The organism is Arthrobacter sp. E44, assembly GCF_041877125.1.
Classification (GTDB): Bacteria; Actinomycetota; Actinomycetes; order Actinomycetales; family Micrococcaceae; genus Arthrobacter.
Genome location: NZ_JBHDJA010000003.1, coordinates 257,616 through 273,755 on the forward strand (window position 1 = coordinate 257,616; position 16,140 = coordinate 273,755).

Sequence of the window (16,140 nt, forward strand, 5' to 3'; positions counted from 1 at the left end):
CGCTCCGGCGGGCACCTGGGGTGGCTAGCTGAGGACCTCGGGGTTGACGATGTTGCGCGGCCGGCGGCCCAGGACGGCATCCACCACGTTCTCCGCGGTGCGCCGCTTCAGCTCGTCGCTGGATTCCTCCGTGTACCAGGCGGTGTGCGGTGTCAGCACCACGCGCTCAAGGTCCAGCAACGCACTGTTAAGGGGAAGGGGCTCTTCCTCAAAGACGTCCAGGCCTGCTGCCTGGAGTTTTCCGTTCTTCAGCGCGTCAACAAGGGCCGCGGTGTCAATCACCCCGCCGCGGCAGGTGTTGATGATGGTGGCCCCCGCCTTGAACTGCCCCAGCGTGCCTGCGTTGATCAAGTGGTGGGTGTGCTTGTTCAACGGCACGTGCAGGGATACGACGTCGGACGCGGCCAGCAGTTCTTCCAAGGTCACCACCTCGATGCCCTCCTTGGTGGTGGTCCCCGGAGTGTGGAGGGGATCGTAGCCCAGGGCACGGTAGCCCAGCGCCTTGGCCTTGGCTGCGGTGGCCGCCCCGATCAGGCCCAGTCCGATGACGCCGAAGGTCTGCGAGGAGAAGCGGCGGATCGGCTTGACCGAGTCGAGCCGGGTTTCCCCGGCCCGGACTCCCCTGTCCAGGTCCGGGATGCCGCGCGCCAGCGTCAGGGTCAGCGCAATGGCGTGGTCGCTGACGTCCTCCACACCGTAGTCGGGCACGTTGGACACCACCACCCCGCATTCCGTTGCGGCTGGGACATCAACGGTGTCCACGCCTACCCCGTACCGGCTGACGGCTTTCAGGCGCGGCAGGCCCTTAAGGACGCGTTCGGTAATGGGGGCGTACTGGACGATGAGTCCGTCCACGGCAGCCGCAGCCGCCAGGACGTCGTCCTCCGTCCTGCAGTTGGCCCGGACCAGTTCAACGCCGTTGGCGTCCGCCACGGCCTGCTCCTGGCTGATCGACTCGAATTCGTAGTCGGTGATTAGTATGCGCGGCATGCCCGTCCTTTTCTCTTCCTGCATCCCCTGATCCTCACGCCCAGCGGAGGATCAGGGGGTCCTTGCGCTTGGCCATCTCCACCAGCTGCGCGCGGGTGTGCGGGTTCAGCTCCCCTACCGGATGGCGCGTCCTGTCGCTGGCAATGATGTTGCCCTCCTTCATCAGGACTTTAGTGGCGCGCAGGCCGCACTGCCGGTTCTCGAAGTGGATGAACGGAAGCAGGTCTTCCCAAGCGTGGATCGCCTTGTCCCGTTCGCCGGCGTGGAAATCCCGCACGATCTGGCCCAGCTGGTCCGGAACCATGCAGCTGCTCATCGTGCCTAGGGCCCCGGCTTCCAGGTCCGGGATGAGCGTGATGGCTTCCTCGCCGTCGAAAAGCCCGGGAAGCGACGGGCCGGCCGCGGCGCCCAGGGCGCCCAGCTTGTCCGCCGCCTGGGGCATCTCGATCTTGGCGTAGTTCACCTGCGGCACCTCCCTGGCGATCCGGGCCAGGAGGCCGACGGACAGTGGTGTGGTGCTCATCGGCGCGTCCTGGATCATGATGTCGATGTCCAGGCCATCAGCCACGCGCTTGAAGTACTCCACCACGGCCTCGTCGTCCACCTTCATGGTGGCCCCGAAGAACGGCGGCATGAGCATCACCATTTCCGCGCCGAGCTCCTGGGCCCGCAGGCTGCGTTCCCGGGCGATCCGCGTGCTGAAGTGGCTGGTGGTGACGCAGACCGGCAGCCGCCCGTCCAGGTGCTCCATGGTGGTCCGGAGCACCTGCTCGCGTTCCCCGTCGGTCAGCGAGAACTGCTCGGAGTAGTTGGCCAGGATGCAGACGGCGTCCGACTTGCCGTCCACCAGGTAATCCAGGACCCTGCGCTGGCCGTCAAGGTCCAGCTCCTCGTTGTCCGCGAAAATGGTGGGCGCTACCGGCATTACGCCAGTGATGGCACTCATGGTTGTCCTTCAGGTTTGTAGGGGTAGCGGGCGCTTGGATCAGCGGTTTGCGCTGAGCGCGGCCACTGACGCGTCCTCGTAGTCTTCGGCGTCGATGTCGCGGCCGTGCGGGTCCCACTTGTTGACCAGGATCACCACGATGGCGATGGCGGGCACAACGGCGAGTACCAGCAGCGCCTTGGTTCCCCAGGCTGCCGTGGCCAGGGGCCAGAACACCAGGCCGGCGATCGCGCCGAGGCGGATGCCGATCTGGGTGAAGCCGGTGCCGGCTCCGCGCAGGGACGTGGGGTAGGACATGGTGGCCATGGTCATGCCTTGGGCGCCGGGGCCTGCTGCGTGGCAGAAGATCAGGAGGCCGATGACCAGGGCGCCGATGAAGGACCAGGCACCTTCGACGTTGCTGAGGCTGCCGGCGATGACCATGCAGGTGAAGGTGCCGCAGAACCCGAGGAGTGAAAGCTTGCGCGGGCCGATCTTGCCGGAGAGGCGGGCACCGATGAAGCCGCCGGTCACACCGAAGGCCAGGTTGAGGATCAGCGAGGACACGATGTTGGTCATGACGTTCTGGGTGTGCAGCATGGCCAGCACGATCTGCCCGACGAAGAAGCCCACGGCGTAGTACTCCATGGACTGGCTGGCATTGATGACCAGGGCCAGGCCAGTACGGCCGCGGTACTTCTTGCCCACGAGCTTGCCCCAGGCCTGGGTCAGGGTCATCTGGAACTGCTTGCGCTCGGCGCGGGGGTCCACGGCGTCTTCGGCCACTTCGGCATCCACGTTGTAGGTCCGCTTCAGGATCTTGGCTGCTTCATGCAGGCCCAGGTTCTGCGCCGCCCAGGAGGGGGACTCCGCCATGTACTTCTGGCGGAAGATCATGATCAGAATGGCAGGGACGGCACCGAAGCCCACAACGATGCGCCACATCTGGTTTTCCGGCCACTGCATGCCCTGGAAGAGGAAGTACACGGGAATCAGTAGCGCGAAGGTGGAGGCCACGGCGGCGTACCACATGGGCTGCCAGAGGGAGACGGTGCCGCCCTTCTTCTTCCGTGAGGCGTATTCGGCCAGAAAGCTGAAGGCGACCGGGAAGTCGACGCCGATGCCCACGCCCATGATGAAGCGGGCAATGATGAGGGTCCAGACGTCCGGGGCCACGGCGCAGGCGATCGCTGCGACAACGAAGAAGACCATGTCCGCCATGAACACCTTGAACCGGCCGAGCTTGTCCACGAAGTACCCGCCGAAGACGGATCCGACGAGGGCGCCCACCATGATGGAGGCGGACACCACGGACAGCATCTCGGGAGTCAGGTGGAAGTCCTTGGAGATGTAGGGCAGGCCGAACGCCACCGAGGTGAAGTCGTAGGCGTCCAGGAAGATGCCGCCCAGGGCGATGAGGGTAATGGCGAAGGATTTACCCGTCTTGAGGGTACCGCTGTTGATGAGGTCGGTGACGTCCTGGGCGGAGCGCAGGACGATCCGTCCGCCGCTGGGCGCAGCGGCGTTGGGGACTGCTGACATTGGGGGTCCTTTCGAAAGCCCACAGCTTTGTGGGTCTCGTGATTTGGCAAGTTCTGTGTTCGGTATTTCGAACGTTGGTCGATGTGGCGATCAAGCATTCGCTGGGGTAGGGTGATCGGGAACACAAAGGAGTCTAGGGACGCCACCCTGGACCGTCAAGCGATGAACCGGAATTTGGACGGGAAAGCCTGCACCAGCGGCGATGCAGGCGCCAGCAGCCGCGGGCCTAAACCGTTAAACCGCCGGACGCGCCAGCACCAACTTGCCGACCTTTGTACTAAATTTCGAACGCGAAAGGGGTTGCTCCCTATGGAGGACCGTCAACTGCCCAAGTGGTCCGAGATCCGTGAACTTGTCCAGTTCCGGAGCTTCGAGCTGGATCCCGTGCAGCGAAGGCTTGCCCGGGCATTCACCATCGCGGACCTTCGCGCAATGGCCCGGAAGACCACGCCGAAGGCTGTCTTCAACTACACGGACGGCGCCGCCGAAGAAGAGATCACCATCACCCGGTGCCGGCAGGCCTACCGGGACGTGGAGTTCTCACCGGCAGTCCTTCGTGATGTCTCGGATCCGGATCCGTCCACGAAGCTTTTTGGCCGCACCATCGACTTCCCCCTCGTCCTGGCTCCCACCGGCTACACCAGGATGATGCACAACGACGGCGAGAAGGCAGTTGCGCGGGTAGCGGCCCGGAACAACATTCCGTACACGCTCTCCACGGTGGGCACCACCACCGTGGAGGACCTCGCCAAGGCGGTGCCTGAAGGGAACAACTGGTTCCAGCTCTACATCGCCAAGGACCGGAGCAAAACTGAGGGCCTGCTGGAGCGGGTGCTGACCAGCGGCTACGACGTCCTGATGGTCACCGTGGATACCCAGGTGGGCGGTGCCCGCGTCAGGGAGCTGCGTGACGGACTGACCATCCCGCCCACGTTGTCACCGAAGACTTTCGCGGACATGGCGCTGCACCCGTCCTGGTGGTTCGACAAGCTCACCACCCCGCCCATCGAGTTCGCGTCCCTCAAGGGCTTTGGCGGGAACTCGGCAGAGGTGGCGGACCAAGTGTTCGATCCAGCCCTGACGTTCGAGGACATCGCCTGGCTTCGTAAAGTGTGGCCGCACAAGCTGCTGGTCAAGGGCATCCAGACCATCAAGGATGCGGTACGGGTTGTCGAGCTGGGCTGCGACGGAGTGGTCCTGTCCAACCACGGCGGCCGGCAGCTGGACCGCTCGCCCACCATCCTGAAGATCCTCCCCCAGGTCCGCCAGGCCCTGGGCCCGGACGCTACGGTGCTGATCGACAGCGGCATCATGTCCGGCAGCGACATCCTGGCCGCCGTCGGCCTGGGAGCGGATGCGGCAATGGTGGGCCGGGCCTACCTCTACGGCCTGATGGCCGGCGGCGAGCGCGGCGCCGCCCACGCCGTGAAGATCCTGCGCTCCCAGTACGTACGGTCCATGCAGCTGCTGGGCGTCAAGTCCACGGCCGGCATTTCGGGCGACCATGTGGCGCTGGCCGGCTGACCGCCAAGGGTGCGCCCCGCTCCCCCGGCCGTCAGCGGTAGCCGAGCTCGGCACTCAGGCGGGCAGCGCCGTCGGCCGCCAGCGCCGACCACTCCTCCACCGGTCGCTGGTTCCAGCGCATGTCCGGAACGGAGATGCTCAGGGCCGCCACCACTGCGCCGGTGTGGTCCCGGACCGGCGCGGCCACGCAGGAAACGTCCGGGGTGGACTCCCCGGACTCGAAGGCCAGCCCGGAGGCGCGGATCTCGTCCAGGACGTTGGCGAGAGCGTGGGGTTCGGTGATGCTTTTGGGGGTCAGTTTGGCAAGGCCCTTTGTGAAGATGCGCTTGCGTTCGGCGTCCGGCAGGTACGCCAGGAGGGCCTTGCCCACGGCGGTGCAGCTCGCCGGAAGCCGGCCGCCCATGCGCGAGACCATGCGCACGGACTGGGTGCTGTCCACCTTGCAGATGTACACCACGTCCGCGCCGTCGAGCATTCCCACATTGACGGTCTCGTCGCACTCCCTGCCCACGGACTGGGCGATGCGCAGCCCGACGGCGTGCAGGTCCAGCCGTTCGGCGAACGCGTTGCCCAGCCGGAAGACGCTCAGCCCCAGGTGGTAGGTGGCGGTGGCATCGTCCCGGCGGAGGTATTTGCGCTCCGTCAGGGTGGTGAGGAGTTCGTGGACGGTGGTCCGCGGAAGGCCGGTCCGTTGCACCACCTCGGGTGCGGAGAGCCCGTGGCGGGCGTCCATGAAAAGCTCCAGGACGTCGAGGCTCCTGACGACGGCGGGGGTCAAGCGGGGCACGTGGAGTCCTTTCGTTGGGGGCGCGTTGGCTTTGCGCGGCTTCCATTCTACGCGCACCGTTCGAAATATCGCACATTGTTCGACAAAGAGGGAATTTGGAACTAAAGATGATTCCAGGAGGAAACAACATGCATACCACCCCAGAGCAGGTCGAGAACCAAATAGTGGCCGCGCACGCGGCCTACGAGCAGGCCCGGAACGTGGAACCGCAGGTCCGCGGGTCCTGGCTGGAGGCCATCGCCGCCGCCCTCGAAGCCAACGCGGATGAACTCGTGGGCCTCGGTATGAAGGAAACCCACCTGGACGAGGGCCGGCTGCGTTTCGAACTGAAGCGCTCGGTCTTCCAGCTGCGCCTGTTTCGCGGCGAAATCCTTGCCGGTGAGCACCTGGGCGCCATCATTGACCACGCCGACCAGGACTGGGGAATGGGCCCCCGTCCGGACCTCCGCAGGGTCAACGTTCCCCTCGGCGTCGTAGGCGTCTTCGGCGCCTCGAACTTCCCCTTTGCCTTCAGCGTGATGGGCGGGGACACCGCTTCCGCCCTCGCGGCCGGCTGCGCCGTGGTGCACAAGATCCACGAAGGGCACCTGCAGCTGGCGCTGCGCACGGCGGCCCTCGTCGAGGAGGCCCTTGCGTCGGCAGGCGCGCCACAGGGACTGTTCTCCGCCGTGGTGGGCCGCCAGGCAGCCGAGGCACTCGTTGACCATCCGCTGACCAAGGCGATTGGCTTCACGGGCTCCACTGCGGGCGGCCGGGTGCTTTTTGACCGGGCCTGCCGCCGCCCCACCCCCATCCCCTTCTACGGTGAGCTGGGCAGCATCAACCCGGTGTTCGTCACGGAACAGGCCTGGGCTGCGCGCCGGGATGCCATCCTTTCCGGATATGCAGCGTCCTTCACGGCCGGAATGGGACAGTTCTGCACCAAGCCGGGGCTGCTGTTCGCGCCGGTGGAGGATACGGACGAAGTGGCAGCTCTGCTGCAGAAGGAGCTCGAGGCCAAGAGCGTGGCACCGCTCCTGAGCCCGAAGCTCCGCGAGGGTTTCGACGCTTCGCTGGAGAAGGTACGGTCCGCCGAGGGCGTGGACGTGCTGGTGAAGGGCGACGACGCCGAGGCACCCCGGCCCACCGTGCTGGCAACCACCGCGGAGGCGGTGCTGGCACAGCCGGAGCTGCTGGAGCAGGAGATGTTCGGCCCTGCCACCCTGATCATCCGGTACCGCCCCGGGACCGACCTCGCCGAACTGGCCGGCCTGCTGGAGGGCCAGTTGACGGCCACTGTCCAGGGTGAGCCGGAGGAAGAGCTCCAGGACCTGCTGACGGTGCTGCGGGAACGGAGCGGCCGGCTGGTGTGGAATGCCTGGCCGACAGGTGTCAGCGTCACCTACGCGCAGCAGCACGGCGGGCCTTATCCGGCCACCACTGCCGCCTCCACCACCTCCGTGGGCACTGCTGCCATCGGACGGTTCATGCGCCCGGTCGCCTACGACTCCTTCGCCCCGGAGCAGCTTCCGCCTGCCCTCCGGGACAACAACCCTTGGAACATCACGCGGCGGGTGGACGGAATCCACCAGTCCGCCGGACAGAAAGCTGAAATCCGATGACGACTGTTACTGCAGAGCAGGTCCTGCCCGCGGATGCCGACAACGCCCTCTTGGTGGGGCGAGTCTGGGACCCGGAGACGGGTGGCCCGCGCGTGGTCTCCGTCAGGGGACAGGACGTCTTCGACCACACCGCGCACGTACGCACCGTCTCCGAGCTTATGGACCTGGACGACCCCGTGGGCCTCATCACCACCACCCGGGAGTCCCCCAGCTGGGACCTTACCGCCCTGATCGATGCCTCCCTGGCGCAGGACCCGGAACGCCCGCACCTCCTGGCCCCGGTGGACCTGCAGGTGGTCAAGGCGTGCGGCGTGACCTTCGTGGACAGCATGATTGAGCGGGTCATCGAGGAGCGGTGCGGCGGGGACTTCCACCAGGCGGCGGCCGTCCGTGAGTCCGTCCTGGCCGTCCTTGGCACCGACCTCGCAAGCGTGCGGCCCGGTTCCGAGCAGGCCCGGCAGGTGAAGGAGGTGCTGACGGCCAAGGGGATGTGGTCCCAGTACCTGGAGGTGGGGCTCGGCGCGGACCCGGAGGTCTTCACCAAGGCCCCGGTACTCTCGAGCGTCGGGTTTGGGGCCCGAATCGGCATCCCGTCGTTTTCGAGCTGGAACAACCCGGAACCGGAACTGGTCCTGATCGTGGACTCCCAGGGCCGGGTACGTGGAGCGACTGTGGGCAACGACGTGAACCTGCGCGATGTGGAGGGCCGCAGTGCGCTCCTGCTGGGGATGGCGAAGGACAACAATGCGTCCTGTGCCATCGGCCCGTTTGTCCGCCTCTTCGACGACGGGTTCAGCCTTGAGTCGCTGCGGAGCGAGGACATCACGCTGACCGTGGAGGGAACCGACGGCTACCGGCTGGAAGGGCAGAACAGCCTCTCCCGGATCAGCAGGCCCTTCGAAGAGTTGGTGGGGGCTGCCTACGGCAGGCACCACCAATACCCGGACGGCTTCGCCCTGTTCACGGGCACGCTCTTTGCCCCCAGCCAGGACCGGGATACGCCGGGCTTGGGGTTCACGCACAAGGAGGGAGACCGGGTGACCATCCACAGCACCCAGCTGGGGTCGCTGATCAACACTACGGGCACCACCGAGGACCTCCCGACGTGGAGTTTTGGGATCCGGCACCTGATGGAATACCTGTCGCGGTTTGTCCAGGTTCCGGTGCACGAGGGTTAGGACGAAGACTGCGAAGGCAGGGTCCAGGATGTTGGGCCCTGCCTTCACGGTGCCGGGTAATGCTGCGCTACGCCAGGTCTTCGAAACTGTCCTCGCCCGGGCGCCAGGCCATCCACCGCCCGTCCGGGAAACCGCTGAGTTCGGCAATCTCCACGAAAATCTCTTCCTTGGCGGGGTGGATCACGATGGTGCCGGTGTCGAGCTCGATCTGGATACCGGAGCCCGTCTCTTCCGTCGTTGAGATCACTTCGCCGGGAGCCAACCGGCGCAGGGCATCGGCGTACCCGAGCTCCTGCTCGCGCCATAGCCGGCCATCTTGACGGACCTCCGGCCACACGTAGCTGTTGAGCGTGACGTGGCCGGGGCCCTGCTTTCCGTCGAACCGGAACTGCACATAGTCATTAAGGACAAACTCCACCGAGTACAGTCGCTGGTCCACGAGCCGCGACAGCAGGTCATTCGGAACATAGGGCTTCCCCGTCGCGCCCATAAAGCCCTCCCCTACCGACCTTCGACTCTAGCGAAGGCAGACACCAAGCCCGGACGCCACCGCCGCGGATGAATTTAGATGGTCTACCTGTACCCGTCCACAATCGCGGCGGCGATCTCCTTGTAAGCCCGCCGTGTTTCAGGCTTCAGACCGTCCAGCGTCACAAGGTCGCCGTCTGCAACGCCACGGTCGTGTGGCACCGCAATTAGCTCTCGGCAGATCCCCGCCAGGTGTTCCTCGATGGCATCCTTGTCTACGCGGGAGGACACCTCGTCCTTGTCTGTGATGACCACGATAGCGTTGCGGGCCAGGTCCTCGTAGCCGTGGCTGGCCAGCCAGTGGAGCGTGCTGCGGGCCCGCTTGGCACCGGACACGGCGTAGCCGGCGGCGATCACCAGGTTGTCGGCGGACTGCAAAATTCCGCTCATGGCATTGTGGGTCACGCCGGTGCCGCAGTCAGTCAGGACCACGGAGTAGTAGCTGGAGATGAGCTTGCGGATTCTGCGGTACTCCTCCGCCGTCAGCGAGTCTGAAACCTCCGGGTCCTGCTCTCCCGCGATGAGGTGCAGCCGGCCGGCGTGGTGCATGTACCGGGTCAGCGAGGTCAGGGACTCGATGGAGTCGATGTTCTCCAGCAGGTCAGAGATGGTCCGCGGCGTGGACTGCTGGTAGATGCCCTCGCCCAGCGCCCGTTCCACCAGGTCGCCGGAGTCCGGGTTGGCGTCGATGGCGCAGGGCGCGTCCCCGCGGTACTCCGCCAGAGTCAGCCCCACGCCCACGGTGGTGGAGGTCTTGCCAATGCCGCCCTTCAGGCTCAGCACGGCGGTGTTGTAGCTGCCCTGGAGCTGGCGCGAAATGCGGCGGGCCAGTTCGTCCTCCTGGCGCTGCTTGGGTCCGGGGCCAAGATTCCATGCGCCACCGGTCAGGTTGTACAGGGCGCCGCGGAAGCCGCCGACGGGCCTGGGCTTCTGTTCTTTGACGAACAGACCCGGTGAGCTGATGAAGTCGGGCATGGGTGCCTCCGCGATCGTGTCGGCCACGGTGGGCCGGGTGCGGCGGAAGGAGGGCGCTTCGACAGGAGCGGCCGACGGCGGCACGGCAGCGTGACCAGAACCAGCACCAGAGTCAGAGCCGGCACCAGCAGGGGGCACTGATGCAATCGGCGCGGCAGCAGGCCGTGCGGGAGCAGGGGTCGCAGGAGACCCCGGTGCAGCAGGCGTAGCCGAAGGTGCGCGCGACGGCTTGGTGGCGTCGGCTGCGGCGGCAGCCTCCGCCCAGGAGGAGCGGCGCGTGACCGGCTTCCCGGCGTCGTTCGGGTTGGAAGGGGGCGTTACGGCTGGCATGGTTCCTGTCCAGGCATCCTGAACTGAGCCGTCGGCACGACGAAGGTCGCGGCGTCGGCGCAGCTGCGGCTGCCCTGCATCTTCTGCTGGGGCGCCTGCAGTCTGATCAGCCGGATCTGGCATGTCTGTCCCCCGGACGTTTCGGCAAACGGTTCTGCGGCACTGGTTCAATCAGTAAGTCTAGGGGGTCCGGCAGGAGGCCCTGCCCAGTATCCGCTGGTCAGTGGTGGATGAGCGCGGCCGAAACCACTGCCACGGTGAGCACCAAGAGAACGGCAAGGATGGCATAGCTCACCCATTTGGGACGGGCCTTGTGGGGGTTGATATCGACATACGGCATGATCAACGTCGCTTACCTCTGTGGGTGGGTTCGGGCGCGGCCTGTACAAGTATCCGGATTGCGCGGCGCTTAGGCCGCAACCTTTGATACAGAACGGCGAAAGGAACCAGCAGGGTGCCCAGCATCGCGCTCAGCGCAAGGGCGTAGTCAGTTAAGGCCACGACAATCTCCATCGGTCATAAGCATCCTTACTGGTTATGACCTAAGCATGTGACAGAGCGATTGACAAGTTCAGTCAAGAAGCTTGAACCATAAAAGCTTCAGTAAGTGGGTGCCCGGTCGAACGACAGGAGCCGCGTCAGGGTTCGCTCAGACTCGCGTTCGCGCTGGTCAACCTTCGCCTGACCACTCCGGAATGTTTGGTTCAGCCCTCCATCGCCGTCAGAACCACGATGAGGGTGGCTGCGGCGAGCACGGCCAAGGCCACATAGGCCAAAACCCCACGCCTCCATCTGCAACTGTTGTGCTACAGGTACGACGGATGTTTCCCAGTGGGTGAAGGCGGGTAAAGCACGCCCGACGTTTCCTGAAAGCGGGGGTGTGTTACGACGAGCTCAGGCTACTGCGCCAGTTCTCTTGAAGACGCTTGATGAACCAGCGGGACTGCTCCGGGCCGTAGGGCAGGACAGGGATGGCCTTTGTAGCGTCGTTGGGCGTATCCCGGATGGATTGTCGGGCTTGCCTGACTGCCGTGCTCATGGTGTCGGCCATGGTTTTGACGAACTGGTCGCTGCACGGCGTCCCATGCCCCGGGATCAGGAACTCATAGCGGTGCCGCAGCGCCGAGATGTGCCGAAGCACATCTGCCCATTCCTCTGGGTAGGAGTCCTCAAAGGAGGGGTGAGCTCCCTGCTCCACCAAGTCACCCACGTACAAGGTAGTAGGTGTACCAACTAAAAGGTCTCCGTCCGTGTGGCCCCGGCCGAGGTAGAACAAGGTTGCAGTCAGTCCTCCAAGGTCAACCAGGACGGGCTGATCCTTGACGATAGCGTTTGGTACCACGAGTCCCACGTAATTCCCCTCACTGGACGACATCTCCGGTTCCAGGGCGGCCACGTGTCGGCGCTGCAGGTCTCCCTGCTGCTCGATCTCGCGTGCGCAGTTCTGGTGTGCCCAAAATTCCTTGACGCCAGCTTCTTCAAACACAGCGTTGCCGAAGAAGTGGTCGTAGTGTCCGTGCGTATTAACGACTACAAGGGGCAGATCTGTCTTTTCCCTCACGGCATCCAGGATCTCCCGCCCCTGACGCGGACCACATCCGGTATCAATAACCATGGCACGTTCACTGCCGACGATCAGTCCCGTGTTCAGCAGCGATCCCTCGGTGACCAGTGCATAGTTGTCCATGCCAACTTCGAGCCATTCCGACATTCTCTTTCTGCACCTCCGGCAGCGGGCGTTCGTATTGGTCACCGATTCTACCCATGAAGCCCAACCGCTTAGCGGAATTGCTGTTGCAGGCGTCAATTTGGTGTCGTCGCCCACCCCGGACCACAGAGTTGCGTAGTTGCCGTGTGCACAAGAAAAGTCGCGGCACCAATGGGTCACCCGAGTGCTCGTACGATTCTGGGCGCCCGTAGATCCAATTAAGGGGTTTTTGATACGGTGTCGTCCACGCGGACGTTGACTTCCTGCGGCACAGCTGTCAATGGCCAGTTGTTTCTGCCCACGGGCGGCCATCAATTGTGCCCGCTGGTGGCCAGTAAAACTGCCCGGTTATGGCCAACGGATCTGCCCACTGATTGGTTTCGGCGGGGTTGGCCATCGTGGGGTTGGTCAGTTCAGTCGGGCGACTCCTTTTCCGGCGAGGGCTTGGGTGAGGCGGACGGAATCGCCGCTGGTTTGGCAGACGTGGGCGTGGTGCAGCAGCCGGTCCACGGTGGCGGTCGCGAGGGTTTTGGGCATGAGCTCATCGAACCCGGCGGGGTGGAGGTTGGAGCTGATCGCGACGGATCGTTTTTCGTAGGCTGCGTCCACGACCCGGTAGAGGCCTTCGGCGGCGTCTGTGGCCACGGGTAACAGACCAATATCATCGATGACCACGAGCTCGGCGCGGAGGATGCGGGCGACGGCGCGGGTGACGCTGTCATCGGTGCGGTGGGCGCGGATGAGGACGCCGAGGTCCTCAAGCCGGAACCAGGCGACCCGCATTCCGGCTTCGACGGCTTGCTGGCCGAGGGCTTCGAGGAAGAACGTTTTCCCGGTTCCCGAGGGCCCGCAGACGACCAGGTTTTCCCTGCGGGTGATCCATTCCAGGGTCCGGAGGGCTTGCTGGGTCGGTGCGGGGATGGAGGACGCTGCCGGGTCCCACGCCTCGAAGGTTTTCCCGGTCGGGAACCCTGCTGCTTTGCGGCGGGAAGCGAGCATGGACCGGGCCCGGCCAGCGGCTTCCTCGGTGAAGAGGGCTCTGACGACCTCGGCCGGTTCCCAGCGCTGGGCGCGGGCGGTCGCGATCAGGTCCGGTGCCAGCGCCCGGGCATGGGGCATTTTCAGGGACCGCATCAACGCTTCCAGGTCTGCCGGCAGCGGCGGGGAGGCGGTGTTGGGCGTGGTGACGGGGCTCATCGGGCCTCCTCCGGGGTGATCTTGGTGGTGTTGGTTGTGGTGTTCAGGGCGGCGTTGCCGATCGCGGCCCACGCGCCGGTTCCCTGGGTCAGCGAGCTCGCTTCGTCGGCCGCGTGAGTGGTGGTGCGGCGGATGTTGGCGTTCAGGATCGAGGCGAGGTCCTGGTGCGCGAACCGGCCATGCAGGGCGGCGTCGCCCAAGGCGCGGTCGACCTGGTCAGTGCCGGCGATTTTGGCCAGCGTGACGGCTTCGGCCATTTTGATGTTTATCCGTGCCGTTCCGGCCGCGGCGGCCTCGACCAGCCAGGTTCTGGCGCCTTCGCCGATGGCCAGGAACGCGGCCTCGTCCGCGTTGCGGGCCCTGACCTCGTAATCGCCGGGGACCCTGGTCCGGGGTCCGGGGAAGTGTTCGTCGTTGATGGCGGGGCTGCCGGGCCGTGCCCGGTCGTGGCGGGCGACTTCAACCGGACCGGTCGTGCCATGGTGGACGATGATGACCTGCTCGCCGGGCCCGGTCCCGTGGGTTCGGACGAACACCCGGGCCCCGAGCAGGTGGGCCGGGACGGAGTACTGGGCGTTTTCGAAGGTGACCATCGGGGTGTTCTCCGGAACGGTGCGGGCAAGGCCGAACGCGACCGTGTGCGCAGTATCCGGGATCCGGTGCAACCGCGGGGCTTCCTCGGCGAGCATGGCCGCGGGTTTCCGCCGCGTCGTCCGGTGCTCACGGTGATTGACCTCGTCCATGAACGCCTGGCAGGCGGCCTCGAGTTCGGCGAACGTGCCGTATTCGTCGCGGAGGTTGGTGTCTTTGGGCACGAGATCAGCCTTGGCGAGCTTCACCGATGCTTCCACTCCGCCTTTGGTTGCCGGGTCCGCGGGCTGGCAGGTCAGCACGGTCACCCCGTAGTGCCGGGCGAAGTCCAGGGTCTGATGGTTCCGCACCGGGACCCCGGCAACATGAGCGGTGGTCACGGTCTTCTCGTTGTCCGTGAGTACATACGTTGGTGCTCCGCCGAAGATCCGGAAGCACCGGTCCAGCGCCGCGAAGACGCTCGGCGCCGTCCGGTCTTTGAGCGGGATCACGACGCGGAAGCGGGAGAACGCCAGCCACGCCACGAACAGGATGGTCTTCACCCCGCCGATCCGGGGCCCGTCGCCGAAGTCGTACTGCAGCCACATGCCCGGTTCGGTGATCCAGGGCCGGTGGACGCGGGTGTGACCCAGCCGCCATGCCGCCTTGACCTGCGCGATCGCCCGTCGGGTGGAGCGTTCCGAACCCGTATAGCCCAGCGCGAGGAGCTTTGCGTGGGCCTTATCGGCCCGGATCCGGCCCTTGGAGGCCTCCACCCATTCTTCGATCTTGGGCAGGTACGGGTCGGTGACCCGGCCCCGGGCCGTTGGTTCCCCGATCGGCCGGCCGGCGTCCCGGGCGGCGACGTGTTTGGCAACGGTGTGGTGCGAGCAGCCCGTGAGCTCCGCGGTGGCGCGCAACGATCCGGTCAGATCGTAGGCAGCAAGAATTTCCATGATTTCTCCGTCAGACTTCATACAGGGCCTCTTCCTGGTTCGCTTGGTGCGCTTAGACACCGTCATCAAACCCCAGGGAGAGGCTCCCGCCGCTTAAGGCGCGGTCGGTTCAGTAAGGAAGTGGGCAGATCTCATGGCCACCATCGGGCAGTTTTACTGGCCGTCAGTGGGCACTTTCGTGGCCGCCTATGGGCAGTTTTTCATGGCCGCTAACACACAGCCGCGGCTGGGCGTCAAAGCGCTGATTCCGGGATCCCATCCACAGCCATTTCATTTAGCTTAAACCACATCGCCCTCATGAAACCCTCGCTGTCTCTGCGGACGACTGCAAACCGCACCCCATGTCGATCCCATCGCTCTACAAGCAGGTCACCGTGAACGTCGCGTGTGACGAAGGCATCCTCCGCCACCCAAGCCGCGCCGTTTTTGAATCCAAACATTGCCTCCGGCAAAGGAGTCCGCGAACGGCGTGCAGACCCTGGGTGTTCCTCGTAATCCCACATAGGCCGAAATTAGCCCACCGGAATGCTTGCGACACGAGTACGCCGTACCTGACTTTCCTTTACCGAATACTTGCTGCGCCGCTCTGCCTACTTACCCGCGTCATGTGCGAGGGTCAGCGATGACGAAACAGTAAGACGAAACCGCATTACCGCTCTACGACACAAGTGCTGTTGGTGTCGGCTTCCTTCCGCGGCCCCCGGCAGTGAGGAGTCTCCGTCGGCCGAGAAAGTATCCTTGCCCGAACGTCATTCTGCGATGGGTAGCAGTGTCAAGCTCAGCCATCGAGCGAGTCTTTCCCGAGGCGAACAGGTCACCGAGTCGGCGGTCTGCCTGAACCACTCCACGATTATGGTGGAGTTTTCGCTCTGGAGAACAGCGCGCGGACCAGCATCAGGAGCAGGTCGAGGAAGGGGTATCACACCACCGCGCCTAGTCGGCGGATCCCGGACTTTCCCGAGTCCCGCCCGCAGCGCCCGAACATCAATCCGTCCATAGTCCGATGTCGAATAGCTTTCACACAGTTCGGTAAGGGAAGGTGGCATCGGCGAACTCCTGTCGAGGCCGCTGTGGTAACACCGCGATCAAAGGAAATCTCTGCGATTAAAGTCGCCACACTCGGGTGAGACACAACACCGCACATCACCCGGACTTTGAAACGACCCCTGCAAATTCGGCCCAAGTCTCGATACCTTCGGGCACAATCTGGGACTGCTGAAGGTTTGATTGACACTTTGCCTGTGAGGATTTGATCCTTGCGGGTGGAAGGATGTTCCTCATGCCCAAAGCCTTTCCCGAAGAGTTCCGCCGCGATGTCGTGGCGGTTGC

General features: G+C 64.9%; 12 protein-coding genes. 3 read left to right on the plus strand and 9 right to left on the minus strand.

The window, feature by feature from the left end:
* Nucleotides 1–24 precede the first annotated feature (24 nt).
* The 3 genes from ACETK3_RS05020 to ACETK3_RS05030 are packed head-to-tail and all read right to left on the minus strand — an operon-like array spanning nt 25 to nt 3,457.
* The gene (locus tag ACETK3_RS05020) at nt 25–990 is read right to left on the minus strand and encodes a C-terminal binding protein (protein WP_373992619.1); all 966 of its coding nucleotides are present in this window, start codon (nt 988–990) and stop codon (nt 25–27) included.
* A gap of 34 nt (nt 991–1,024) precedes the next feature.
* Nucleotides 1,025–1,936, minus strand: a complete 912-nt coding sequence (locus tag ACETK3_RS05025) for a dihydrodipicolinate synthase family protein (RefSeq protein WP_373992620.1) — start codon at nt 1,934–1,936, stop codon at nt 1,025–1,027.
* Nucleotides 1,937–1,975: 39 nt separating this feature from the next.
* The gene (locus ACETK3_RS05030) at nt 1,976–3,457 is read right to left on the minus strand and encodes an MFS transporter (protein ID WP_373992621.1); all 1,482 of its coding nucleotides are present in this window, start codon (nt 3,455–3,457) and stop codon (nt 1,976–1,978) included.
* Nucleotides 3,458–3,766: 309 nt separating this feature from the next.
* Between ACETK3_RS05030 and ACETK3_RS05035 the strand changes: the two genes are divergently transcribed.
* Nucleotides 3,767–4,981, plus strand: coding sequence for an alpha-hydroxy-acid oxidizing protein (locus tag ACETK3_RS05035; protein WP_373992622.1), 1,215 nt, complete (start codon nt 3,767–3,769; stop codon nt 4,979–4,981).
* Between the two features lie 31 nt (nt 4,982–5,012).
* Here the strand turns inward: ACETK3_RS05035 and ACETK3_RS05040 are convergent, their stop codons facing one another.
* Complete coding sequence (locus ACETK3_RS05040; RefSeq protein WP_286398604.1) at nt 5,013–5,768, minus strand: IclR family transcriptional regulator; 756 nt, start codon at nt 5,766–5,768, stop codon at nt 5,013–5,015.
* Between the two features lie 128 nt (nt 5,769–5,896).
* Between ACETK3_RS05040 and ACETK3_RS05045 the strand changes: the two genes are divergently transcribed.
* Nucleotides 5,897–7,369, plus strand: coding sequence for an aldehyde dehydrogenase (NADP(+)) (locus ACETK3_RS05045; protein WP_373992623.1), 1,473 nt, complete (start codon nt 5,897–5,899; stop codon nt 7,367–7,369).
* Nucleotides 7,366–8,547, plus strand: coding sequence for a fumarylacetoacetate hydrolase family protein (locus ACETK3_RS05050; RefSeq protein WP_373992624.1), 1,182 nt, complete (start codon nt 7,366–7,368; stop codon nt 8,545–8,547). Before ACETK3_RS05045 ends, ACETK3_RS05050 begins: the two co-directional genes overlap by 4 nt.
* Before the next feature lie 67 nt (nt 8,548–8,614).
* Here ACETK3_RS05050 and ACETK3_RS05055 read toward each other — a convergent pair whose 3' ends face one another.
* The 5 genes from ACETK3_RS05055 to istA form a co-directional block, all read right to left on the minus strand.
* Nucleotides 8,615–9,037 (minus strand): hypothetical protein, encoded by a 423-nt coding sequence (locus ACETK3_RS05055; RefSeq protein ID WP_373992625.1) that lies wholly within the window; start codon nt 9,035–9,037, stop codon nt 8,615–8,617.
* Between the two features lie 83 nt (nt 9,038–9,120).
* Nucleotides 9,121–10,380 carry a MinD/ParA family protein gene (locus ACETK3_RS05060; RefSeq protein WP_373992626.1) on the minus strand — a complete coding sequence of 420 codons (1,260 nt, stop codon included), beginning with the start codon at nt 10,378–10,380 and terminating at the stop codon, nt 9,121–9,123.
* An 883-nt stretch (nt 10,381–11,263) separates the two neighbouring features.
* Nucleotides 11,264–12,091 (minus strand): MBL fold metallo-hydrolase, encoded by an 828-nt coding sequence (locus ACETK3_RS05065; RefSeq protein WP_373992627.1) that lies wholly within the window; start codon nt 12,089–12,091, stop codon nt 11,264–11,266.
* Nucleotides 12,092–12,496: 405 nt separating this feature from the next.
* Nucleotides 12,497–13,285, minus strand: a complete 789-nt coding sequence (gene istB, locus ACETK3_RS05070; RefSeq protein WP_373992628.1) for an IS21-like element helper ATPase IstB — start codon at nt 13,283–13,285, stop codon at nt 12,497–12,499.
* Nucleotides 13,282–14,832, minus strand: coding sequence for an IS21 family transposase (gene istA, locus ACETK3_RS05075; protein ID WP_373992629.1), 1,551 nt, complete (start codon nt 14,830–14,832; stop codon nt 13,282–13,284). The genes istB and istA overlap by 4 nt, the downstream gene beginning before the upstream one ends.
* Nucleotides 14,833–16,140: the final 1,308 nt, after the last annotated feature.

Coding starts and splice junctions, on each gene's coding strand:
- ACETK3_RS05020 (WP_373992619.1), bottom strand. CDS start 990: ATGCCGCGCATACTAATCACCGACTACGAATTCGAGTCGATCAGCCAG.
- ACETK3_RS05025 (WP_373992620.1), bottom strand. CDS start 1,936: ATGAGTGCCATCACTGGCGTAATGCCGGTAGCGCCCACCATTTTCGCG.
- ACETK3_RS05030 (WP_373992621.1), bottom strand. CDS start 3,457: ATGTCAGCAGTCCCCAACGCCGCTGCGCCCAGCGGCGGACGGATCGTC.
- ACETK3_RS05035 (WP_373992622.1), top strand. CDS start 3,767: ATGGAGGACCGTCAACTGCCCAAGTGGTCCGAGATCCGTGAACTTGTC.
- ACETK3_RS05045 (WP_373992623.1), top strand. CDS start 5,897: ATGCATACCACCCCAGAGCAGGTCGAGAACCAAATAGTGGCCGCGCAC.
- ACETK3_RS05050 (WP_373992624.1), top strand. CDS start 7,366: ATGACGACTGTTACTGCAGAGCAGGTCCTGCCCGCGGATGCCGACAAC.
- ACETK3_RS05055 (WP_373992625.1), bottom strand. CDS start 9,037: ATGGGCGCGACGGGGAAGCCCTATGTTCCGAATGACCTGCTGTCGCGG.
- ACETK3_RS05060 (WP_373992626.1), bottom strand. CDS start 10,380: ATGCCAGCCGTAACGCCCCCTTCCAACCCGAACGACGCCGGGAAGCCG.
- ACETK3_RS05065 (WP_373992627.1), bottom strand. CDS start 12,091: ATGTCGGAATGGCTCGAAGTTGGCATGGACAACTATGCACTGGTCACC.
- istB (WP_373992628.1), bottom strand. CDS start 13,285: ATGAGCCCCGTCACCACGCCCAACACCGCCTCCCCGCCGCTGCCGGCA.
- istA (WP_373992629.1), bottom strand. CDS start 14,832: ATGAAGTCTGACGGAGAAATCATGGAAATTCTTGCTGCCTACGATCTG.